The organism is Streptomyces sp. NPDC087310, from assembly GCF_044744405.1.
In the GTDB taxonomy this organism is placed as follows: domain Bacteria; phylum Actinomycetota; class Actinomycetes; order Streptomycetales; family Streptomycetaceae; genus Streptomyces.
Genome location: NZ_JBIUYF010000002.1, coordinates 358,822 through 382,538 on the forward strand (window position 1 = coordinate 358,822; position 23,717 = coordinate 382,538).

The 23,717-nt window shown below is 72.8% G+C and carries 8 protein-coding genes; all 8 read right to left on the reverse strand.

The features are described from left to right. Positions 1-2 precede the first annotated feature (2 nt). The 8 genes from ACIO3P_RS07550 to ACIO3P_RS07585 all read right to left on the reverse strand — a co-directional run bounded on the left by ACIO3P_RS07550 (position 3) and on the right by ACIO3P_RS07585 (position 23,453). Positions 3-5,588, reverse strand: a complete 5,586-nt coding sequence (locus ACIO3P_RS07550; RefSeq protein ID WP_401848593.1) for an SDR family NAD(P)-dependent oxidoreductase — start codon at positions 5,586-5,588, stop codon at positions 3-5. 27 nt (positions 5,589-5,615) lie between these two features. Then, on the reverse strand, positions 5,616-15,707 hold the full coding sequence (locus ACIO3P_RS07555) for a type I polyketide synthase (protein ID WP_401848592.1): 10,092 nt from the start codon (positions 15,705-15,707) through the stop codon (positions 5,616-5,618). A 331-nt stretch (positions 15,708-16,038) separates the two neighbouring features. Continuing rightward, positions 16,039-16,611, reverse strand: a complete 573-nt coding sequence (locus tag ACIO3P_RS07560) for a response regulator transcription factor (protein ID WP_329827907.1) — start codon at positions 16,609-16,611, stop codon at positions 16,039-16,041. Between the two features lie 351 nt (positions 16,612-16,962). Next, positions 16,963-18,642: a LuxR C-terminal-related transcriptional regulator gene (locus ACIO3P_RS07565; protein WP_401848590.1), complete on the reverse strand. Its 1,680-nt coding sequence runs from the start codon at positions 18,640-18,642 to the stop codon at positions 16,963-16,965. Positions 18,643-18,806: 164 nt separating this feature from the next. Next, positions 18,807-19,667 carry a 3-hydroxybutyryl-CoA dehydrogenase gene (locus ACIO3P_RS07570; protein WP_329827909.1) on the reverse strand — a complete coding sequence of 287 codons (861 nt, stop codon included), beginning with the start codon at positions 19,665-19,667 and terminating at the stop codon, positions 18,807-18,809. After that, positions 19,664-20,674: a ketoacyl-ACP synthase III gene (locus ACIO3P_RS07575; RefSeq protein WP_329827910.1), complete on the reverse strand. Its 1,011-nt coding sequence runs from the start codon at positions 20,672-20,674 to the stop codon at positions 19,664-19,666. Before ACIO3P_RS07575 ends, ACIO3P_RS07570 begins: the two co-directional genes overlap by 4 nt. 5 nt (positions 20,675-20,679) lie before the next feature. Further along, a complete protein-coding gene (ccrA, locus tag ACIO3P_RS07580) occupies positions 20,680-22,125 on the reverse strand; it encodes a crotonyl-CoA carboxylase/reductase (RefSeq protein ID WP_401848587.1) in 1,446 nt (481 codons plus the stop codon). Positions 22,126-22,319: 194 nt separating this feature from the next. Continuing rightward, positions 22,320-23,453, reverse strand: a complete 1,134-nt coding sequence (locus ACIO3P_RS07585; RefSeq protein WP_401848585.1) for an IS4 family transposase — start codon at positions 23,451-23,453, stop codon at positions 22,320-22,322. Positions 23,454-23,717 lie beyond the last annotated feature (264 nt).

A 23,717-nucleotide genomic window follows, 5' to 3' on the forward strand; every position in this document is an offset into this window, starting at 1 on the left:
GATCAGGCTCCCAATTGCTTGTCGACGAACTGGAACAGCTCTTCGGTGGAGGACAGTTGGAGTTGCTCCGTCACTTCGTCCCCGCGTGTCTCCGCCGGGGCTTCTCCGGAGGGGGCGAGGAGGGCCCTGATCCGCTCCGTGACCCGCGCGCGTGCCGCGTCGTCCGGATCGAGCCGCGACAGGATGTCCGCCACCTTGTCGAGGTCCCCCAGCACCCTGTCGAGCGTTTCCGCTTCGGTCTGTACGAGCTCGCCGCGCAGATGGTGGGCGAGGGCGAGCGGGGTGGGATGGTCGAAGGTCAGGGTGGCGGGCAGGCGCAACCCCGTGACCTGCGCGAGCCGGTTGCGCAGCTCCACCGCGGTGAGCGAGTCGAAGCCGAGTGCGCTGAACGGCTTGCCCACCTCCAGGCCGGCCGCGCGCGCGTGGCCGAGCACGGTGGCGACCTGTCCGGTCACCAACTCGACCAGTTCCCGCGTCTGTTCGCCTTCGGGCAGCGCGTCGAGGCGGCGGCGCAGGGCGTCGGCGCCGCTCTGCGCCGCGCCGGTGTGCGCGGTCCTGCGGGCCGCCGTTCCTCCGGTGACCAGGCCGCTGAGCAGCGGGGGCAGCCCGCCCGACGCCGGGGCGCCCGTGCCGGGGCCGGCGCCGGCCGTCTCCGTCAGCCTGGCGAGGTCCAGTTTCACCGGCACCATCACCGGCAGGTTGTGCGCCAGGGCCGCGTCGAACAGCGACAGCCCCTCGTCGGCCGTCATGGCGGCGACGCCACCGCGCGCGAACCGTTCGCGGTCCGTCTCGGTCAGATCGCCGGTCAGTCCGCTGCCCTTGCCCCACCAGCCCCAGGCCAGCGACACCCCCGGCAGCCCGGCCGCCCTGCGCGAGGTGACCAGGGCGTCGACCGCGGCGTTGGCCGCCGCGTAGTTGGCCTGCCCCGGGGTGCCGAGGACTCCGGCCGCCGAGGAGAACACCGCGAACATCCCCAGGTCGGCGTGGCGGGTGAGGGCGTCGAGATGGCTCAGGGCGTCCGTCTTCGGGGCGAACACCCGCCGTACCCGCTCGGGGTCGAGCGCCGGGATGACCCCGTCGTCCAGGGCGCCCGCGCAGTGCACCACACCGGTGAGCGGGCGGTCGGCGGGGATGGCCGCCAGCAGCTCCGCCACCGCCCGCCGGTCGGTCACATCACAGGCCCGTACGTCCGTCTCCGCGCCGAGGGCGTGCAGTGCGGCCCGTAGCTCCTCGGCTCCCTCGGCGCTCGCGCCGCGCCGGCTCGCCAGCACCAGGTGCCGTACGCCGTACCGCTCCACGAGATGTCGGGCCACCAGGGCGCCCAGGTCGCCCGTTCCGCCGGTGACCAGTACGGTCCCCGCCGGGTCGAGGGTGACGGTCTCCGTGGGCGCGTCCGCCATCCGGGCGAGGCGTGGTGCCCGTAAGCCGTCGTCGCGCAGGGCGAGTTGGGGTTCTCCGGTCGCCAGCGCCCCGGCCAGCAGGGGTACGGTCGGTTCGGCGCCCGGGGCGATGTCCAGCAGGGTGATCCGGCCGGGGTTCTCGGAGTGCGCGGAGCGCACCAGGCCCCAGACCGCTGCGGCGCCCGCGTCCACCGGCTCGCCGGGGTCCACACCGACGCCTCCCGAGGTCACCACCACGAGCCGGGAGTCGGCGCACGCCTTCTCGGCGAGCCAGCGCTGCACCGTGTCCAGTGCCGCACACGCGCTCGCCCGCGCCCCCTCCGGGTCGGCGCCGCCCTGGGCGCACCACACCACCACCTCGGGTTCCTGGCCCGTCAGTTCGTCCGGTGACGCGAAGGCCGTGAGTCCCAGACCGCGGCGGTCCTCCCCCACCAGGACCCAGCCTCCGTCCGGGGCCGTCGGGCCGGATCCGGGCGCACCGGCGGCAGGCGCCACCGGCACCGGCACCCAGTCCAGTCGGAACAGGTCGTCCCGGGGGCGGGCCCGCGCGGTCAACTCGCCGGAGGGCAGGGGACGTAGCGTCAGGCCGGCCACCGTGAGCACCGGTCCGCCGGCCGGGTCGGCGACCTCCACCCGGAGGACCCCCGCCTCGGCGGCGGTGATCCTGACCCGTACGCGGGCCGCGCCCACCGCGTGCAGCCGTACCCCCGACCACACGAACGGCAGCCAGGGCACACCCGCTTCGACACCGGGCAGCGCCTCGCTCAGCACCACCGTGTGCAGTACGGCGTCCAGCAGCGCCGGGTGCACACCGAACGCGGCGACTTCGGACTGCCCCTCCTCGGGCAGGGCCACCTCGGCGAAGGTCTCGTCGCCCCGACGCCACACCGCCTCCAGCCCGCGGAACACCGTGCCGTACTCCAGACCGCGGGCCGCGAAGTCCTCGTACACACCGCCCACCGGGACCGCCTCCGCGCCCGCCGGAGGCCACACGTCCAGCTCCTTCAGCGCCTCGTCCTGCGCGATGTCGGGCCGGGTCAGCACTCCGGTGGCATGGGCGGTCCAGGGACCGTCGCCCTGCTGGGCCCGCGCGTACAGGGTCAGGGGCCTGCTGCCGCCGTCCTCGACGTCGCCCACGGTGATCCGTACGAACACCGCGCCGGACTCCGGCAGGACGAGCGGTACCTGAATGACGAGCTCCGCCAGGTCCGGGCACCCCGCCTCGTCACCGGCCCGGATGGCCATCTCCACCAGCGCCGCCCCCGGCACCACCACCTCGCCCAGCACCCGGTGTTCGGCCAGCCAGGGATGATCCCGCACCGACAGCCGGCCGCTCACCACCACCCCGCCCGACTCGGGCAGCTCCACCACGGCGCCCAGCAGCGGATGGGCGCCCATCGCGGTCAGTCCGTACGCCGCCACATCGCCCGTGCCGCCACCGCCGGCCAGCCAGTACCGTTCGCGCTGGAAGGCGTACGTCGGCAACTCGACCGGCCGCAGACCACGCCCCGCGAACACCGAACCCCACTCGACCCGCACCCCGCACACCGACAGATGCCCCGCCGACAGCAGGAAACGGTCCAGGCCGCCCTCGCCCCGGCGCAGTGTGCCCCCGGTCACGGCCGGCTTCCCCGCGCCTGTGGCGATGTCCTCCACGGCGGCGGTGATCACCGGATGCGGGCTGACCTCGACGAACGCGTCGAAACCCCGCTCCATCAACGACCGCACCACCGGCTCGAACCGCACCGGCTCCCGCAGATTCCGATACCAGTAGCCCGCGTCCAGCTCAGCACCGTCGACCAGCCCACCCGTCACCGTCGAAAAGAACGGCACCCCACCCGAACGCGGTGACACCGACGCGAGAACGTCCAGCAGGTCCTTCTCGATCTCCTCGACGTGTGCGGAGTGGGAGGCGAAGGAGACGGGGATCTGCCGCGCCCGTACGGAGGTCTCCGCGCACCAGGCGAGCAGTTCGGGCAGGGCGTCCGCGTCACCCGCGATCACCACGGCGGAGGGGCCGTTGACGGCCGCCACGGTCAGCCGGCCGCCCCAGCGCGCGAGGTTCTCCTCCGCCTCGGCCACGGGCAGCGCGACCGACACCAGTCCGCCGCGGCCCGCCAGCCGCATCAGCAGCCGGCTCCGCAGGGCGACGACCCGCGCCGCGTCCTCCAGCGACAGCACGCCCGCGACACAGGCGGCGGCGATCTCGCCCTGGGAGTGCCCGATCACCGCCTCGGGCTCCACCCCCGCCGAGCGCCACAGCGCCGCCAGGGACACCATCACGGCGAAGAGCACCGGCTGCACCACGTCGTCCCGTGTGAGGTCCGGGGCGCCCGGCACACCACGTAACACGTCGAGCACCGACCAGCCCACCAGGGGCCTGAGCGCTTCCTCGCACTCCAGCAGCCGGTTCCGGAAGACCTCGGAGGACTCGACCAACTCCAGTGCCATGCCCTCCCATTGGGAGCCCTGGCCGGGGAAGACGAACACCACCCGCCCGCCGTCGACCACCGGAGATCCCTCGGCGGTCACCACACCGGGGGCGGGCTCGCCCCGTCCCACGGCGGCCAGGCCCGTCAGCAGCTCCTCGCGGCCGGCGCCCACCACCACCGCACGGTGATCAAGCCGCGCACGCCCCACCGCCAACGACAACCCCACCTCGCCTGTCCCCAGGGTCGGCCGCTCCCGTACGTACCGCTCCAGCCGCTCCGCCTGCGCCCGCAAGCCAGCGGCCGTGGCCCCCGACACCACCCAGGGCACCGGCCCCGTATCCCCGGCGGCGGCCTCCGGCGCGGATGTCACCGGTGCCTGCTCGACCACCACATGCGCGTTCGTGCCGCTCACTCCGAACGACGACACCGCCGCACGCCGCGGCCGGTCCACCACCGGCCACTCCCGCTCCTCCGTCAGCAGGGAGACCGCGCCCGCCGACCAGTCGACATGGGGGCTCGGCTCATCGACATGCAGTGTTTTCGGCAGGACACCGTGGCGCATCGCGAGCACCATCTTGATGACGCCCGCCACCCCGGCCGCCGCCTGCGTATGGCCCATGTTCGACTTGAGCGAGCCGAGCCACAGCGGCCGGTCCGCCGGGCGGTCCTGGCCGTACGTGGCGAGCAGCGCCTGTGCCTCGATCGGGTCGCCCAGCGTGGTGCCCGTACCGTGCGCCTCGACGGCGTCGACCTGGTCGGGGGTGAGCCGGGCATGGGCCAGGGCGCTTTCGATCACCCGTTGCTGGGAAGGGCCGTTGGGTGCGGTCAGCCCGTTCGACGCACCGTCCTGATTCACCGCACTGCCCCGGATCACCGCCAGCACCTCATGCCCGTTGCGCTCCGCGTCGGACAGCCGCTCCAGCAGAACCAGCCCCACACCCTCCGAGAAGTTCGTCCCGTCGGCCGCCGCCGCGAATGCCTTGCACCGGCCGTCGCGCGCCAGACCGCGCTGCCGGCTGAAGGCGACGAAGGGGGTCGGGGTCGCCATGATCGTGACGCCGCCCGCCAGGGCGAGGGTGCAGTCCCCCGCGCGCAGGGCCTGGCACGCGAGGTGCATCGCCACCAGGGAGGACGAGCACGCCGTGTCCACGGTCACCGCGGGCCCCTCCAGGCCCAGCGCATAGGCCACCCGGCCCGAGATCACCGAGGAGAATCCCCCGGTCGGGATGTAGCCCTCGACCTCGGCGGAGGAATGCGCCGTGAGCAGGGTGCTGTAATCGTGTTCGTAGCTTCCCGTGAAGACGCCGGTCGATGTGGCGCGCAGGCTGGTCGGATCGATTCCGGCCCGTTCCAGGGTTTCCCAGGCGGTTTCCAGTACGAGGCGTTGCTGCGGGTCGGTGGCGATGGCCTCGCGCGGACTGATGTTGAAGAAGGCGGCGTCGAAATCACCGGCGTCGTAGAGGAATCCGCCCTGGCGTCCGTAGCTCTTTCCCTGGGCGTCCGGGTCGGGGTCGTACAGCGTCTCCAGGTCCCAGCCGCGGTCGGTGGGGTAGCCGGAGATCACGTCCTGTTCCTCGCTGACCAGCCGCCACAGGTCGTCCGGCGACTCCACGCCCCCGGGGTAGCGGCAGCCCATGCCGACGATCGCGACCGGTTCGAACCGGTCGGACTCGACCTCGCGCAGCCGCTGACGGGCCCGGCGCAGGTCGGCGGTCACACGGCGCAGATAATCCCGGAGCTTCTCTTCGTCCGACATCAGAAGCGACCATCCTCACGTTGAAGGTCAGGAGATTCCGAACTCGTTCTCGATGACGTCGAATATCTCGTCGTCCGTCGCGGAGCTGAGATCGTCGTCGGATCCGTCCGGCGAGACGCTCTCCGTTGTTTCGCGCCATTTCCACAGCAGACCTTCGAGGCGTTTTCCGATCGCTCCGCTCCTGGCGGTGTCCGTGGAAAGAGCGGACAGCGCGTTTTCGAGGCGGTCGATGTCCCGGAGTACGTTCTGTGCGACGTCGGCGGCGCGCGGGCTGAGCCGGGTGTGCAGATGGGTGGCGAGCGCGGTGGGTGTGGGGTGGTCGAAGACCAGGGTGGGAGAGAGCCGCAGCCGGGTCGCGGCGGTGAGCCGGTTGCGCAGTTCGACGGCGGTGAGGGAGTCGAAGCCGATCTCCTTGAAGGCGTGTGCCGGGGTGATGGTGTCGGGGGTCGGATGGCCGAGGACGGTGGCGGCGTGGCTGCGTACCAGGCCGAGCAGGTAGTGGTGTTGCTCCTCGGACGAGAGCCTGACCAGTTCGTCGGTCAGTCCGTTGCCGTTGCCGTTGCCGTTGTTGTCCCCGTTGGCGGAGGTGACGTTGCCGGTGGTCGCCGCCGTACGCCGGGTGGGGGCGCCGGGCAGGGCGCGCAGCAGGGCGGGAAGGGCGGCGGGGTCGGCGGGCGGGGTGAGGGGCGACGGCAGCAGGAAGGGCTGGTCGAGCCGGAGTGCGGTGTCGAGGAGCGCGAGGGCGTGTGCGGTGGTCAGCGGGGTGATCCCGGCGTGGCTGATGACCCGTCGGCGCTGACCGGTGTCGAGATGGCCGGTCATGCCGCTGGCCTCCTCCCACAGTCCCCAGCCGAGCGAGGTGGCGGGCAGCCCGGCGGCGCGCCGGTGGGTGGCGAGGGCGTCGAGAAAGGCGTTGGCGGCGGCGTAGTTGGCCTGTCCTGAGCTGCCCAGGGTGGCGGCGGCCGAGGAGAACAGGACGAACGCGGCCAGGTCGAGCCCGGCGGTGGCGCGGTGGAGGTTCCAGGCGGCGTCGACCTTGGGCCGGAAGACGGTCCCGACCTGGCGGGGTGTGAGGTTCTCCAGGGTGCTGTCGTCCAGGGTGCCCGCCGCGTGGACGACGGCGGTGAGGGGATGGTCCGCGGGGACCCCGTCGAGCAGGGCCGCGAGGGCGTCCGCGTCGGCGGCGTCGCAGGCGGCGACGGTGACATGGGCGCCGAGGCCGGTCAGTTCGGTACGGAGTCCGGCCGCGCCGGCGGCGTCCGGGCCGCTGCGGCTGGTCAGCAGGAGGTGGCGGACGCCGTGGTGGGTGACGAGGTGGCGGGCCACGAGTCCGCCGAGGGTGCCGGTGCCTCCGGTGATCAGTACGGTGCCGGCCGGGTCGAGCGCGGGCGGCAGGGTGAGGGTGATCTTCCCGATGTGCCGGGCCAGGCTGAAGTGGCGCAGGGCGTGGCGTGCTTGGGAGAGCGGCCAGGTGGTGACGGGCAGGGGCCGGAGTGTGCGGTCGGCGAAGAGGCGGGAGAGGTCGGCGAAGAGCGCGCCGATCCGGTCGGGGCCGAGGTCCAGCAGGTCGAAGGCGCGGTAGAAGAGGCCGGGGTGGGCGGCGGTGACCTCTTCCGCGTCGCGGATGTCGGTCTTGCCCATCTCGATGAACCGGCCGTGGGGGGCGAGCAGCCGCAGCGACGCGTCGACGGCCTCGTGGGCCAGGGAGTTGAGGACGATGTCCAGCCCTTCGGGGGCGTGGGCGAGGAAGTCCTGCTCGAAGTCGAGGGTGCGCGAGGAGGCGATGTGGTCGTCGTCCAGACCCAGGGCGCGCAGGGTGTCCCACTTCGTGGGGCCGGCGGTGGCGTAGATCTCGGCGCCGAAGTGCCGGGCGAGCTGGACGGCGGCCATGCCGACGCCGCCGGTGGCGGTGTGGATCAGGATCTTGTCGCCGGGCCGGATCCGGGCGAGGTCGACCAGGGCGTGGTAGGCGGTGAGGAAGGCCGCGGGGACGGTGGCGGCCTCCGTGAAGGTCCAGTCGTCGGGGATACGGGTGACCAGGCGGTGGTCGGTGACGCGGACCGGGCCGATGCCACCGACGGTGGACATGCCCATCACCCGGTCCCCCGGGGCCAGTCCGGTGACCCGGTCGCCGACCTCGGTGACGATCCCCGCCTCTTCCCCGCCGATCGGCACCTTGATCGGGACGAGGCCCAACGACACCATGACGTCACGGAAGTTGAGACCGGCGGCGCGTACGGCGATCCGTATCTCCTCGGGCCCCAGCGGCCCTTCGCGCTCCTCGGAGGCGGCCAGCACCACCTGGTCGAGTGTGCCGCCGCTTCCTGATGCCTCCAGGTGCCAGTGGTCGGTGCCGGCGGGCGGGACGAGGGCGCCGCCCGCGGTGGCGGGGGTGAGCCGGGCCACGGTGATCTGTCCTTCGCGCAGGGCTAGTTGGGTCTCCCCGGCGGCGAGGGCGGCGGCGATCGCGGTGGGCAGCGCCTCGGCGGAGAGGGCGTGGTGGTCGGTGTCGAGCAGGAGGAACTGGCCGGAGTTCTCCGCCTGTGCGCACCGGACCAGGCCCCAGACGGCGGCGTCGGCCAGGCTGGCGGGCGGGGCCCCGGCGACCGAGGGGGTGACGGCGTGGGTGGTGACGAGGACCAGGGTGCTGGTCACGTAGTGGGGTGTGGCGAGCCAGTCCTGGAGCAGCCGCAGGACGGTGGCGGTCCGGGCCGCGGTACGGGCGGGCAGCTCCTGGTCCGCCCGGTTCCCGTCCTCGTCCGCCTCCGGGGCGGGCGCGGGCGCGGGCAGGACGGCGATCACGACGTCGGGGACAGGCGCCCCCGGGTCGCCCGGGTCTCCGGCGTCGCCCGGGTTCCCCCCGTCGCCCGCGTCTCCCGCGTCGAGCGCGGCCGTGAGACCGGCCAGGTCCTCGTGGCGGGTGAGGGTGACACCGGCGGTCCCGGGGAGGGACGCGTACGGGCCGGGGTCGGCGCCGGGGCCGGGAGCGCCGAGCAGCGCGAGGCGCCGTACCCCTGTGGTCGGGGGCGGCCCGTCCAGGGGCAGCGGATGCCAGTCGAGCTGGAACAGGGAGCGCCGGGTGTCGTGTTCGGGGGTCAGCCCGCCCGCGTCCAGGGGCCGGAGGGTGAGGGTGTCGACGGTGATGACGGGCCGGCCGGCCGGGTCGGTCGCCGTGAGCCGGACGGTGTGGTCGCCGGTCGGGGTGAGGTGGACGCGGAGGGTGTCGGCGTCGGTGGCGTGCAGGTGGACGCCGCTCCAGGAGAACGGCAGCTCGATCCCGCTCGGGGCGTCCCCTGCGTCCCCTGCGTCCCCGGCGTGCCCGGGGGTGAGGAAGAGCGCGTGGAGGGCGGAGTCCAGCAGCGCGGGATGGATCCCGAAACCGCCGGTGGGCAGGTCGGACCCGAGGCGTATGTCGGCGTACAGGGTGGTGTCCTGCCGCCACGCGGTCCGCAGGTTGCGGAAGGCGGGGCCGTAGTCGTAGCCGCGTTCCGCGAGCCGCGGGTAGAGGCCGTCGACCGCTACGGGCTCGGCCCCGGCGGGCGGCCACGCCCCGGATGCCGCTTCCGTCCCGTGCTGGACGGGCGCCGCGGCGGGTGTGGCGGTGAGCGTGCCGGTGGCGTGATGGGTCCAGGGCCGTCCGGGGTCGGTGGTCTGCGGCCGGGAGTGGATCTCGACGCGCCGCCGTACGCCACCCTCGGTACCGGTGTCCTGATCCGGCGGTGCCACGGTGATGTGCAGATGGACGGGCCGGTCGCCGTCGAGCATCAGCGGGACGTGCAGGGTGAGTTCCTCCAGTGCGGGGCAGCCGGTGGCGGTGCCCGCGTGGAGCGCGAGGTCGAGATGGGCGGTGGCGGGCAGCAGCGGGGTGCGGGTGACCGCGTGGTCGGCCAGCCAGGGCTTGGCGCCGGTGCTCAGGACGCCGGTGGCGTGCCAGGTTCCGTCGGGCAGATGGCTGGTGCTGGCCAGCAGCGGATGGCCGGTGCTCTGGAGCCCGAGCCCGGACGCGTCGGTGAGGACGGGCGCGGAGGTGAGCCAGTGGCGCTGCCGCTGGAAGGGGTACGTGGGCAGGTCCGGGGTCACGGAGGGGTACGCGGGGCCGTCGCCCGGCCGGGTGAGCGCACCGCGCCACGCCACCGGTGCGCCGTGCGCGTACGCCGTGGCCAGGGCGGTCAGGAACTGCGGCCACCGGCCCGCGTCCCGGCGCAGGCTCGCGACGGCGACCGCCGCGGGCCCCTCGGTGCCGCCTTCGCCGCCTTGGCCGCCTTCGCCGTCGGCGCCGGCGGCGTGCAGGATGTGCTGGATGCTGGGGATCAGCACGGGGTGCGGGCTGGTCTCGACGTACAAGCCGTGCCCGTCGTCGACCAGTTGACGCAGGGTGGAGTGGAAGAGCACCGGGCTGGTGAGGTTCTCGTACCAGTACGCGCCGGTCAGCGCGGTGGTGTCGAGCAGGCCGCCGGTGACGGTGGAGTAGAAGGGCACCTCGGCGGCGGTGGGACGCACCTCGGCCAGTGCGGAGCTCAACTCGTCCCGCAGCACCGCCATATGGGGGGTGTGGGAGGCGTAGTCGACGGGGATCGCCTTCGCGTCGATGTCCTCGGCCGCGCAGTGGGCGAGGAGGCCGGCCAGGGCGTCGGTGTCACCGGCGACGACGGTGGTGGCCGGGCCGTTGACCGCCGCCAGGTGCAGGCCGGCCCGGTCGGCGATCAGGTCGCGCGCCCGGTCGGCGGAGACCGGCAGGGAGGCCATCCCGCCCGTACCGGCCACCCGGACCAGGGACTTGGAGCGCAGGGCCACGATGCGGGCGGCGTCGTCGAGGGTGAGGGCGCCGCAGACGTACGCGGCGGCTATCTCGCCCTGGGAGTGCCCGATCACCGCGTCGGGTTCGACGCCGTGGGCGCGCCAGAGGGCGGCCAGGCCGACCATGACCGCGAACAGGGCGGGCTGGACGACATCGACACGGTCCAGCCCTGGCGCGCCGGGCCGTTGGTGGAGCACGTCGAGCAACTGCCAGTCGGTGTAGGGCTCCAGGGCCCGCGCGCAGGCGTCCATCCGCTCGGCGAAGAGCGGTGAGTCGCGCAGCAGTCCGGCCGCCATGCCGGTCCACTGGGGGCCCTGGCCGGGAAAGACGAACACCGTCCTGGCGGTGCCGGTGCCCGCGGCGACGCCGGTGATCACCCCGGGGGCGCCCCGCCCGGTGGCGAGCGCGTCCAGCCCGTCCGTCAGGCTCGCGGTGCCCTGGCCGAGGACCACCGCCCGGTGCTCGAAATGGGAGCGGCCGGTCGCCAGGGCGAGCGCCACCTCGCCGCAAGCCGTACCCGTACCTGTACCGGTACCTGAATCCGTGCCTGTACCGGTACCCGTATCCGTACCGGTATCCGCGTCCGGGCTCCTGTCCGGGCCCAGGTCCGGACGGGACCGTACCCAGGAGACCAGTTGGCCGCTCCGCGCGGCCAGCGCCTCCGGGTCGCGCCCGGAGACCACCCAGGCCGTCGCCGGTCCCGCCTCCCCGGACCAGACGCCGACGGCGGAACCGGAACCGGCGGCGGAACGGGACCCGGCGCCCGACGCCACGGGATCCGCCGTCGGCGGGTCCGCGTCCGGCGCCTGCTCCAGTACGAGATGCGCGTTGGTGCCGCTGATGCCGAAGGAGGAGACGGCGGCGCGGCGCGGGCGGCCCGTCGTGGGCCAGGCCGTGCCCTCCGTCGCCAGTGCCACCGCGCCCGCCGCCCAGTCGACCCGGGAGGACGGGGCGTCCACATGGAGGGTGGGCGGGACGACGCCGTGGCGCATCGCCAGCACCATTTTGATCACGCCCGCCACCCCGGCCGCCGCCTGCGCGTGGCCGATGTTCGACTTCACCGAGCCGAGCAGCAGCGGCCGGTCCACCGGCCGGTCCTGCCCGTACGTGGCCAGCAGCGCCTGCGCCTCGATCGGGTCCCCCAGCCGGGTTCCCGTGCCGTGCGCCTCGACGACGTCCACCCCGGAGGCCGGTACACGGGCGTCGGCCAGCGCCTGCCGGATCACCCGGCGCTGCGACGGGCCGTTGGGCGCCGTCAGCCCGTTGGACGCGCCGTCCTGGTTGACGGCGGAGCCGCGTACCACGCCCAGCACCCGGTGGCCCAGGCGCCGCGCGTCCGACAGCCGTTCCAGCAGCACCAGCCCCACGCCCTCGGCCCATCCGGTGCCGTCCGCGCCCTCCGCGAACGCCTTGCACCGGCCGTCCTCCGAGAGCCCGCGCTGGCGGCTGAACTCGACGAAGATCCCGGGCGTCGACATCACCGTGACACCGCCGGCCAGCGCCATCGCACACTCCCCCGAGCGCAGGGCGCGGCTCGCGAGATGCAGCGCCACCAGTGAGGACGAGCACGCGGTGTCCACCGTCACGGCCGGGCCTTCGAGGCCGAGGACGTACGCGATCCGACCGGACAGCACACTGGACGTGGTGCCGGTCAGGATGAAGCCACCCTCCGTGCCCTCGGACGTCTCGTGCATCCGTGGCCCGTAGTCCTGGGCCATCGCGCCGACGAACACACCGACCTGGCCGCCGCGCAGGGTACGGGGGTCCATTCCGCCGCGTTCGACGGTCTCCCACGCCACCTCCAGCAGCAGGCGCTGCTGCGGGTCGAGGGAGGCCGCCTCGCGCGGCGAGATACCGAAGAAACCGGCGTCGAACCGGGTGGCGTCGTGCAGGAAGCCGCCCCTGCGGGTGTACGAGGTGCCCGCGTGGCCGGGGTCCGGGTGGTAGAGCCCGTCGAGATCCCACTCCCGGTCGACGGGGAAGTCCGACAGTCCCTCGCCGCCCGCGGCGATCAGCTCCCAGAGCTGTTCCGGGGTGCGGACGTCCCCCGGGTAGCGGCAGCCCATGGCGACGATGGCGATGGGCTCGTCGGTGCCCGGTACGGCGGTGCCGGGTACAGCGGTGTCGGGTACGGCGGTGTCCGGTACGGCGGTGTCACCGGCGGGCGTGGGGGTGTCCTGGTGGTCCGCGGCCGGGTCGAGTGCGGCGCGCAGGTGGGCGATGACGTGTTCCGGGGTGGGGCAGTCGAAGATGAGACCGGCGGGCAGGTTCAGCCCGGTGGTGGTGGACAGCCGCCGGCCGAGTTCGGCCCCGCTCACGGAGTCGAGTCCCAGGTCCTTGAACGTACGGTCCAACTCGACCGATCCGGGCCGCAGATGGCCCAGGACGGCGGCGATCGCGCCCTGCACCAGGCCGGGCAGGGCGGTGGGCGTACGGTCGACGGCGGGCCGCGGCGCCTCCGTGGCCGCCGGTGTGTCCGGGGCCGGGGCGCCCGGGGTGTCCACCGCCGTGGTGGAGGTGTCCAGCCAGTGGCGTTCGCGCTGGAAGGCGTAGGTGGGCAGGGCGACGCGGCGCGCGCCGCGACCGGCCCAGTACGACGTCCAGTCCACCGGTGTGCCGTGCGCGTACGCCCGCGCCAGGGACATCAGCATCCGGGTCGGGCCGGACTGCTCCCGGTGGAGCGAGCCGACCGCGAGCGCCGCGTCGCCCAGGGTCTCCTCCACACTGAACGTCAGCAGCGGGTGGGGGCTGCTCTCGACGAACACCGTGTATCCGTCGGCGGAGAGCGCCCGGGTGGCGTCCTCGAACCGTACGGCGTGGGACAGGTTGGCGTACCAGTAGTCGGCGTCGAGCCCCGCGGTGTCGAGGAGTCCGCCGGTCAGCGTCGAGTAGAAGGGGATGTCCGAGGTACGGGGCGCGATCGGCGCGAGCCGTGTCAGCAGCTCCTCGCGGACGGGCTCGACCCGTGGGGTGTGCGAGGCGTAGTCGACGGACTCGATGACGCGCGCCCGCACCTGCCGGGTCTGGTAGGCCGCCACCAGCTCCTCGACCGCCGCCGGTTCCCCGGACACGGTCGTCCGGGCCGGGCTGTTGATCCCGGCGATGCGGAGGCGGTCGCCGTACCCGGCCAGGTCGGCGCGTACCTCCTCGGCGGAGAGCGGGACCGTCGCCATCCGTCCCGAACCGCTCAGCGCGCCGACCGCGCCGGCGCGGTGTGCCACGACGCGCGCGGCGTCGTCCAGCGAGAGCGCGCCGCACACGTACGCGGCGGCGATCTCGCCCTGCGAGTGGCCGACCACCGCGTCCGGCTCCACGCCCAGCGCGCTCCAGGCCGCGGCCAGAGACACCATCATGGCGAAGAGCACAGGCTGCACCACGTCGACCCGGTCGTGCGGCGGCGAGCCCTCGGCGCCGCGCAGTACGTCCAGCACCGACCAGCCGGTGTACGGGGCGAGCGCCTCCGAGCAGGCTTCCAGCCGGGCGCGGAACGCGGCTGAGGAGCGCCCCAGTTCGTCGGCCATCCCGGGCCACTGGCTGCCCTGGCCGGGGAAGACGAACACCGTGCGTCCGCCGCCGGCCCGCCCGGTCACCACCTGGCCGGCCGCCGGTCCCTCGGTCTCGCCGCGGGCGAGGGCGTCCAGCGCGCTCAGCAGGTCGTGCCGGTTCTCCCCGAGGACCACCGCGCGGTGCTCGAACGCGGAGCGTGTGGTGGCGAGGGAGAGGCCGATGTCCGCGATCCGTGACGCCGTATCAGGCCCGGCGCCGGACGCTGCGGGGTCCTTCACGAACTCCGCCAGGCGGGCGGCCTGCGCGGCCACCCCGGCCGCGGACCGCGCCGACACCACCCACGGGAGCACGCCCCACTCGGCGTCGGGCTCCTCCGGCCGACGTTCCCGCTCCTGGGGCGTCGGCGCCGAGGCGAGTACGAGATGGCAGTTGGTGCCGCCGACGCCGAACGACGAGACGCCCGCGAGCCGTTGGCCGTCCTCCGCCCCGGCCGGCCAGGGCGTGAGCTCCTGGGCCATGCGCAGCTTCCACTCCGCGAGGGGGATCCGCGGGGAGGGCTCGGCGAAGTTGAGCGTGGGCGGTATCTCGCCCTCGCTGAGCGCCAGGGCCGTCTTGAGGAATCCGACGATGCCCGCGGCGCCCTCCAGGTGACCGACGTTGGTCTTCGCGGATCCCAGCAGCACCGGTGTGTCGCTCTCCGTCCGCGCCACGCCGAGCACGGCGGCGACGGCGGACGCCTCGACGGGGTCCCCGACCTTGGTCCCGGTGCCGTGCAGTTCGACGTACTGCACCGCACGGGGGTCCACCCCGGCGCGCCGGTACGCGCTCCGCAGCACGGCGCTCTGGGCCTCGGCGCTGGGGGTGGTCAGGGTGGTGCTCGGGCCGTCGTTGTTCATGGCGCTGCCACGGATGACGCAGTAGACGCGGTCGCCGTCCGCGAGGGCGCGGGAGAGAGGCTTGAGGACGGCCATGGCGCCGCCTTCGCCCCGTACGTACCCGTTGGCGCGGGAGTCGAAGGTGTAGCACCGGCCGTCCGGGGAGAGCGCGCCGAGCCGGGCCACGGTGAACGCGCTCTCCGCCACGAGGTTGAGGTTCACACCGCCGACGAGCGCGAGCGTGGACTCCCCCGTCCTCAGGCTGGCGCAGGCGAGATGCACCGCGACGAGGGAGGAGGACTGGCCGGAGTCGACGGTGAGGCTCGGGCCCTGCGCGCCGAGAACGTACGAGAGGCGGTTGGCGATGAGGCTGCGGTGCAGGCCGGTGAGCGTCCGGTGGTCCGAAGTCTCCCTGCCGTGGCGGTCGTTGAGGAGGGCGTAGTCGTCCCAGATGGACCCGACGAAGACACCTGTCCTGCTGGTGCGCAGCTCGGCGGGTATCCGGCCCGCGTCCTCCAGCGCCTCCCAGCCCAGCTCCAGCATCAGCCGCTGCTGCGGGTCCATGGCGGCGGCCTCGCGGGGCGAGACACCGAAGAAGCGTGCGTCGAAGCCGGCGACGTCGTCGAGGAATCCGCCCCAGCGCGCGTCACCCAGGGGGGCGGGGAGCGTATCCGGGTCGAACTCTCCTACCCGCCGTTCTCCGTCCTCCCGCCGCTCTCCGTCCTCCCGCCGCTCTCCTTCGTTCCGCCGCTCTCCTTCGTTCCGCTCCTCGGCCGTGTACCGGGCCGTGCTCCACCGTCCGGACGGAACCTGCGTGATGGCGCTCGTTCCCCCGCGGAGCAGCGACCAGAACTCCTGGGGGCTGCCGGCCTGGGGCAGTCGGCAGGAGAGCCCGACGACGGCTATCGCCTCGTCGTGCGGCAGGTGTGTCTCAGACATCGCAGCTCCAGACAGTTCTGGGTGAACGCCGATCGTGAGTGTGCGAATGCCGATGCCCTCGGCAGCCGACCGGTCGGTGCGCGCCATGACGGGCGGTCCCGGTTCGGGCCCTCAGGCAAGCACCACCGGTGACGGCGCGGCAACCTCGGCCGGGGGTGAGTGCCTGTTCGTACCTCAACGTTGCCCATGTATCGCGGCCCGGGCTCCGGAGTGTTCATACGGCCTTTACGTGCCCTACGGGCTTCGTGTGTGTCCGGGCATGGCGAAACGGCTGAATCGCCGCAGTGGTACGGGCGGGCGATTCAGCCGTGTGTCACGTGATCGGGTCAGGTCAGATCAGACCGGCCCTGATGGCGTAGGACACCACATGGGTCCGATTCCTGAGATTGAGCTGCTTCATCAGGCCGTAGAAGATGTTCTTGATCGTCCGTTCCGAGTAGGACAGTTCCTGGGAGATCTCGGCGATGGCGTGCCCTTCGGCCGCCAGCCGCAGCACATCGATCTCCCTGGCGGAAAGGCCGGAGGCCGTGAGCCCTCTCGGAGTGAGCACGTCGCATTGAACGCGACGGACGTGATCGACCAAACCGCCCTGTAAAGACGAAGGAAAGTCTGCCCATCCTTCATTGACCAGACGGATCACATGAACAAACCTGTCAGGAGTGAAGTCGGCGCGCCAGAGCACAGCCCTCACCCCGTATTCGGCCGCCATCGAATAATCGGCGTGCCAGCTATTGTCCACCACAAGACAAAAGCGGGTCGACGTACTGTACAGCTTTCTCAGCAGGTCCATGGTGGCGGCATTCACCGTCTCCACCGCCACCACCATGACGTCGGCTTCCACCCCCGGCTCCGACTCGCTCAGAGCCAGTTGCGGATTCGCCTCGATCGGACCGACCAGTCCCATGCACGTGATGGGATCTTCCGCATGGACCGCCACTCGTATTAACCCCAACGTTCCCCCCAGGTCGAATGGTCCTTCCACAGCACACACCGGTACACGCATCGATATGCTTGCACGCCCACCGCAGGAATTTTCGACTCCGCCCCGGCCGAGGGCTAGTTGTAGGGAAAAATCACGCGAATCCCGGGGCGCGCCGCCATGCCCTGCGCAGACCGCCGACCAGTGGTCTTCTCAAATGTGAACCGGTCGCGACGGTTATTTTCCAAACAGGTTACCAAATGCGATCTCACCCGCCCTCTCCACGATATTCACCTGCGCGGGGGCGACGGAATGCATTGTTCCGTTGTCTGCCGGTCACGGCCAGGAGATCATTGCGGGCAGCCGGGTCAGTTCCGCCCGGTTCCTGATTCCGAGCTTCCGGTAGATCCGGGTGAGGTGCTGTTCCACCGTGCCGACGGTGAGCGACAGTTCCTCGGCGATCAGCCGGTTGCTGCGGCCCGCCGCCGCCAGCCGTGCCACCCGCCGCTGACTCGCGGTCAGCGGGTGCGGCGGCCCGGCGGCCGGCGGACCCTGGGAGGGCGCTCCGCCCCCCGGATCCTGGCAGCCGGCCGCTCCGAGCGTGGCGCGGATCCGCTCCGCCAGCGCCGTCGCCCGGCATTCCCTGGCCGCCAGGAACGCCTCGTCCAGCGCTTGCCGCGCCGCGCCGCGGTCCTGAGCGGCCAGCAGCTCCGTACCGGTGGCGAACCGGGTGCGCGCCCACTCCAGCCGGGCACCGGCGATCTCGTGCGACCGGGCGGATTCCTGGAGCAGATCGAGCCGGAAGGGGGCGTCGGCGACGGACGCGGCCCTGCGGAGACTGATCCCCAGGGCCCGGGGCGCGGCGCAGGCGCGGGCGAGCCGTACCTCCTCCAGCGCGAGGGCGAGCGCACGCTCCGGGCCCCGGCCTTCGCGGCCGTCACTGCCGTCTCGGCCGTCGCTGCCTTTACGTGCGGCGTGGGCCGCGTGAGCCGCGTGGGCGCGGGCGGCGCCCGACCGCCAGCGGATCACCGTCGGCCGGTCGATGTCCCATGCGCGCAGGGCGCGCCCGCAGCGCAGGAAGTCGGCGAGCGCGGCGCTGTTCCTGCCCTGTGACAGCCGCGACTGCCCCCGGAGAGCGAGTTGGTCGGCCCACAGCAGGCTGGTCGGCGGCGGCGCGCCCTCATGTACGTCTCCGTCACCGGATCCGTCATCGGATCCGGCTCCGTCATCGGCTCCAGCTCCGGTTGCATCTCCGGTTGCCGTTCCGGCTCCGGCTCCGGCGGTCAGCGCGTCGATCCCCCTCCTCATCAGCAGCGCGGACCGCCGCCACGGCCGGTGCTCCCCGGCCGGTGCGGCGGCGAGCGCCGAGGTGATGTGGGCCCTGGCCGAGGGCAGTTGGCCCTGCCGGTACTCGGCGACGGCCAGCAGGACGAGGAACTCCGCCTGCCAGGCGGGCGCGTTGCCCCGGTCGGCCTCGCGGGCCAGCCGCAGACTCCAGGTCGCGGCGGGGGCGAGGCGGTCCGCGTGGAGCAGCGCCCGGATCGCCAGCAGGGCGGAGGGCGCCGAGCGGCGGCCCAACTCCATGGCAGCCAGGGCGTGTTCGGCGCGGGGGGCGATCTCGTACGCGGGCAGTCCCGCCAGTGCGCCGGCGAGTGCCGCGGTGGCGGCCACCGCGGGTCGGGCTGCCCGGACTTCCTCCCAGGCTCCGGGGGCCGGTGCGGCCGGGGCGCCGTCGATTCCCGGGTGGTCGCAGCGCATCAGGGTGCGTACGGCGTGCAGGTCGTCCCGCGCCGGGGTGTCGGCCGGGGTCCCGCCCGGCGTCCCGGGACCGGTCGTCTCCCACTCCTCCAGTACGGCGAGCGTCCGTGGCCCGTGCCCCGCCCTGATCAGCCGTTCGGCGAGGCAGAGCACGGTCCAGGGATCGCGTCCGTGGCGGAGGGCCGCTCCCAGCCGGGCGAGGTGTTCCCCGGGATCGTGCCGGTTCGTCGTGACGAACGCGCGCCGCACCTCGGTCACCGGTGAACTCCCACTCCCCCGTCGGACCCGGAACGTCCGTCAGAGAAACACACCGCGTGCGCCGGGGCAACCACGCCGGGCGACCACTGCCCGTTCGTACGCGCGCCCTTGCCGATCCGTCCCTGTCCGAGGTGCGGCGCAACGCGGGGGCCGGCCGGACCGCCTCAGGCGTAGGAGTGGAAGCCCTCGCCGGTCTTCTTGCCCAGGAATCCGCCTTCGATCATCCGCAGCAGCAGCGGCGGGGGCGAGTACAGCGGCTCCTTGAGCTCCTCGTGCATCGACTCACCGATGGACGCGATCGTGTCGAGCCCGATCAGGTCGATCAGCGCCAGCGGCCCCATGGGGTGGCCGCAGCCGAGTGTCATGCTCCGGTCGATCGCCTCGGCCGTGGCCGCCCCCGATTCGAGCATCCGGACGGCCGACAGGAGGTACGGCACGAGCAGCGCGTTGACGACGAAGCCCGGCTGGTCCTGGCCCCGTACCACTTCCTTCCCGAGCGGTCCGGTGGCGAAGGCCGCCACGCGGTCGAGGGTGTCCGGCCGGGTGCGCAGCGAGCCGATCAGCTCCACCAGCGGCATCATCGGCACGGGGTTGAAGAAGTGCACCCCGGCCACCCGGCCCGGGTCCCGGGTGACGCGCCCGAGTTTCATGATGGGGATCGAGGACGTGTTCGAGGCGAGGACGGCGTCCCGGTCCTCGACGATCTCGTCCAGCTCGGTGAAGACCTCCAGCTTGTCCTTGAGGCGTTCGCTGACCGATTCGAGGACGAAGTCATGGTCCCGCAGGTCCTTGAGGGCGGTGGAGAACGAGATCCGTTCCAGGGTGTCGTCCCGCTCGGTCTCGGTGATCCGCCCTTTCCGCCGGGCCCGTTCGAGGGAGTTCAGGAGGCGTCCCCTGCCCCGGTCGGCGGCTTCCTCGCCGCGGACCACGACCGTCACCCCCAGCCCCGCGCGGGCGCAGACCTCGGCGAACCCCGAGCCCATCAGCCCGCATCCGACGACGCCGATCCTCTCGAAGCCGCTCATGACGGCTCCCCGGCGGGCGACCAGCGCAACAGGCAGGCGCCCGCGGACATGCCGCCTCCGAAGGCCGACAGCAGCACCAGGTCGCCGTCGACGATCTCCCCGGAGCGGACGGCGTCGTCCAGGGCCACCGGTACGGAGGCGCTGCCCACGTTGCCGTACTTCTCTACGATGAGATGGGTGTGCGCGCCCGTCAGTCCGCACCGTTTGACGAGTTCGCCGAGCAGTACGCCGTTCGCCTGGTGCGGTACGAAGCAGTTGATCTCGTCGACGCCGACCCCGGCGCGGCCCAGCAGCCGCTCCAGCATGGGCGGCACGTGGTCCATCACGAAGTCGCGGACCCCGCGGCCCTGCATGGTGAAGAAGTGCCCGCCCTCCGCGAGGGTCCGCTCGGAGGTCGGTGTCCTGCTGCCGCCCGCGTGCACCTTGATGAGGTCCTGCGCCTCGCCGTGGGTGCTCAGGTCGAGTTCGAGCACCCCGTACCCCTCGGCCACCTCGCCGACGACGACGGCGCCGGCCCCGTCGCCCAGCAGTACGGCGGTGCGCCGGTCGTCGAAGTCCAGGATGCGGGAGTAGACGTCGGCGCCGATCACCAGCGCGCGGCTGCCGGGGCGGGCGGTCACCAGGCCGCGGGCCAGCTCGACGCCGTACACGAACCCGGCGCACACCGCGTTGATGTCGAAGCACGCGGCGTCGTGGGCGCCGATGAGGTGCTGGACGATGCTCGCCGTGGGCGGCTGCGGGAAGTCGCCGGTCGAGGTCGACAGGATGATGTAGTCGATGTCGTCGGCGGTCAGTCCGGCCCGGTCCAGCGCGTCGAGCGCCGCCCTGGCCGCCAGGTCGGAGGTGGCCTCGTCCTCGGCCGCGTACCGCCGGCACAGGATCGCCGTCTTCCGCTCGATCCACTCGGCGGTGATGTCCGGGACCTTCGCGACGATCTCGTCGTTGGTCACCTCACGCTCGGGTACGTACGAGCCGGTGCCCAGGAACCCGATGGCACGTGGTGTCATCGCCCTCACCTCTCCTCTGCCGGCGCGCGGGTGGCGGCCTCGGATCCCGCGGGCACGTCGGACCCGCCGGCCCCCTCGGACCCGCCGGACTCCTGGGAACCGCCGGACCGCTGGGAACCGCCGTACTCCCACAGCGGGTTGAGCCGTTCCGCGCCGATCCGGGCGCGGAGTTCGGGGTTGGTGACGCCCAGGCCGGGTTCCGGCGCCATGCACAGGACGGAGACCTTCCCCCGGTGCGCGTTGGTCTGTACGAGCCGGGTCGCCTCGCCCACCTCGGCCAGCGGGTAGAGCGCGGACATCGTGGGAACGACCCGTCCCGCGTCGATGAGTCGGCCGCACTCCCACTGCTCCTGGAGGTTGGCGATATGGCTGCCGATGACCCGCTTCAGCTTCATCCAGAGGTAGCGGTTGTCGAACACATGGTGGTAGCCGGTGCTCGATCCGCAGGTCACGACGGTGCCGCCGCGCCGTACGACGAAGACCGAGATCCCGAAGGTGGCGCGCCCGACATGCTCGAAGACGACGTCGGGGTCGCGCCCGATGTGGCCGCGGATGATCGAACCGAGCCGCTTGCCCGTCTCGATCACCCGTGCGGGGTCGTCCGACGGATCGTCGTCGAGACCGATCTCGGAGCGCTCGATCACGATGTCGCAGCCGAGCCTGCGTACGGCGTCCGCCTTGGCAGGCGAGCTGACCACGCCGATCGGGATGCCACCGCCGTTCTTGACGAACTGCACGGCGTACGCGCCGAGTCCGCCCGCCGCTCCCCAGATCAGCACGGCGTCCCCCTGCTTGATCCTGGCGCCGTGCTCCCCGACGAGCATCCGGTAGGCCGTACCGGCGCACAGGGTGTTGCAGGCCGCTTCCTCCCAGGTCAAGTGGGCGGGTTTGGGGACGAGTTGGCTGGCCCGTACGACGGAGTACTCGGCGAGCCCGCCGAAGTTGGTCTCGAACCCCCACGCCCGCTGCTCCGCGCCGAGCATCCCGTCGGCGTGCGTGGCGGCCTCCTGCTCGTCCACATGGGCGGGGCTGAGCACCACATGGTCGCCGATCCGCCAGCGCCGTACGCCGGACCCGACCCGTACGATCACGCCGGCGCCGTCGGAGCCCACGACGTGGTACGGCTGGTCGTGCCGGGCGGCCCAGCCGCCCTGCCGGGCGAACTGCTCCAGAAAACGGAAGGTCGGAATGGGCTCGAACATCGCCGACCACACGGTGTTGTAATTGATCGAGCTGGCCATGACGGCGACGACCACCTCGTCCGGCGCCAGTTCCGGCATCGGTACGGGTCCCAGCCGCAGCGACTTGCGTACGTCCTTGTCGGCCACTCCGCGGAACATGTCCGCGTCGTCCTTGCGGAGATGGGTGGCCAGATATTCCCGGGGCAGCGACAGCCGCTCGATCTTGTCGGGCGCCGCGCCGCCGATCAAGGCGTCAGCCAAAGAACTCATGGCCACCTCTTCTTCTCTTCGTGGTAGTCGAGGCTGTGGCAGTCGAGGCTTTCGAGACAGTCGGGACTGCCGGGATCTCACCCGCCGCATTACCGGGATCGGGGAGATCGACGGGAACATTCCCGAGGCCCGGGAATTCCGGTGAGAAGCTATCGACGCGCCGTCCGGCCTGGCCAGCCCCTACACCCCCGGGGTCATGACTTAAGGGTCTCGGGGTGGGGCATCAGGGTGCGCAGGGCCTGGTAGACGCAGAGCAGCGCCCACAGTTCCTGGCGTACGCCGTCGGGCGTACGCGACCGCAGGACGCCTCCGGGCCTGCGGAGGTCGGCGCCGAGCGGCCGGCACAGGTCCTCGATCCGCCACCGGGCGGCGTAGCGGCGTACGAGCCAGGGCGCCGGAGCCCGTACGGGATCCAGGAGCGTGGTGATCAGGGCCGCGGGCCCGGTCGCGCCGCCGCCGTGGCCGTCGCGGTGGCCGTGGGCGTGGCCGTGCGCGAGGAAGGTGGGGTCGAGCACCCGTACCGGCAGGCGTTCGTCCGCGCGGGCGCCGCGCAGTTCGGCCAGGTACGTGCCGTCCGGGAGGCGTTCCCCGACCGGCGGGGCGCCAGTTCCCGACACGCCCCACAGCATCTGGGCGCCGCCGGCCACGGCCCGTTCACACAGCGCGTACGTGGGGACGTCGCGCTCGGCGAACAGCAGCGTCCCGGGTCCGACCCGGGCGAACAGGGCTTCCAGCAGGGGGCGTTCACCGGTGTCGATGGGGTCGAGGGCGGCGCCGAGCAGGGCGAGGCTCGCGCAGTCGGCGAGCACGACGAGGCGGGCCTGCGGGCGCACGTCGCCGGCCGGTGTGCCGAACTCCGCCCGGTTGCGCCCGCTGGGCGGCAGGTCGACGACCGTGCTGTCGACGGCGACCCCGCGCAGCCCGCCCTCTGGCCCGCCGTCGGGACCGGCCAGGGCGGCGGCCCGCGCCGTGCCCTCGAAGAGAAGCCTCAGGGGCTCGCTGCCCAGCCGGGTCCGCGCCCGGGAGATCGCCCCGTCGGTGGGCACCGGGCCCCCGCACGCGTACGCGTCCCGCCCGCCCCAGCGCAGCCCGCCGAGGACGGTGCGCAGCACCCCGACGTATCCGGCCCGGGGATCCAGCCACATCGCCATCGACAGATAGGCCGTCAGCCAGGCGGGCAGCGCGCGGTGGCGTCGCTCGCGCCGGCCCGCCGCCTCGACCGCGGCGCGTACCGCCGTACGGGGAAACACCGTCGTCAGCAGTGCGATCGCCATATGGTCGGCCAGCTTGCCCGCACCGAACGCCTTCTCCTGATCCCCCTGGTCCACCCGGTCCCCCCGCCTCCGTGTACGCCGTTAAGTCAACTCCCGATTCTGGCAGTTTTGAGGGGTATGCAGAAGATGGTGTCGCGTCGTATCGGAATCGGACTTTCCCGTTTGTTTACCGCCCATGACAGCGCGTTGGGGGGCGGCGGGGGGGGCCGGGGGGGCCCCCCCCCCCCCGCGGGGTTTTTGGGGGGCGGCCGGGGGCCGTACGGGGGGTTTAGCTCGGGTGTGGGGGGGTAGTTTTTTAAGGTATATTTTTGTTTTTGT

Excerpts from the sequence above, each read along its gene's own strand:
- ACIO3P_RS07550 (WP_401848593.1), bottom strand. The coding sequence starts at position 5,588 with ATGTCGGACGAAGAGAAGCTCCGGGATTATCTGCGCCGTGTGACCGCC.
- ccrA (WP_401848587.1), bottom strand. The coding sequence starts at position 22,125 with ATGAGTTCTTTGGCTGACGCCTTGATCGGCGGCGCGGCGCCCGACAAG.
- ACIO3P_RS07560 (WP_329827907.1), bottom strand. The coding sequence starts at position 16,611 with ATGGGACTGGTCGGTCCGATCGAGGCGAATCCGCAACTGGCTCTGAGC.
- ACIO3P_RS07570 (WP_329827909.1), bottom strand. The coding sequence starts at position 19,667 with ATGAGCGGCTTCGAGAGGATCGGCGTCGTCGGATGCGGGCTGATGGGC.
- ACIO3P_RS07575 (WP_329827910.1), bottom strand. The coding sequence starts at position 20,674 with ATGACACCACGTGCCATCGGGTTCCTGGGCACCGGCTCGTACGTACCC.
- ACIO3P_RS07555 (WP_401848592.1), bottom strand. The coding sequence starts at position 15,707 with ATGTCTGAGACACACCTGCCGCACGACGAGGCGATAGCCGTCGTCGGG.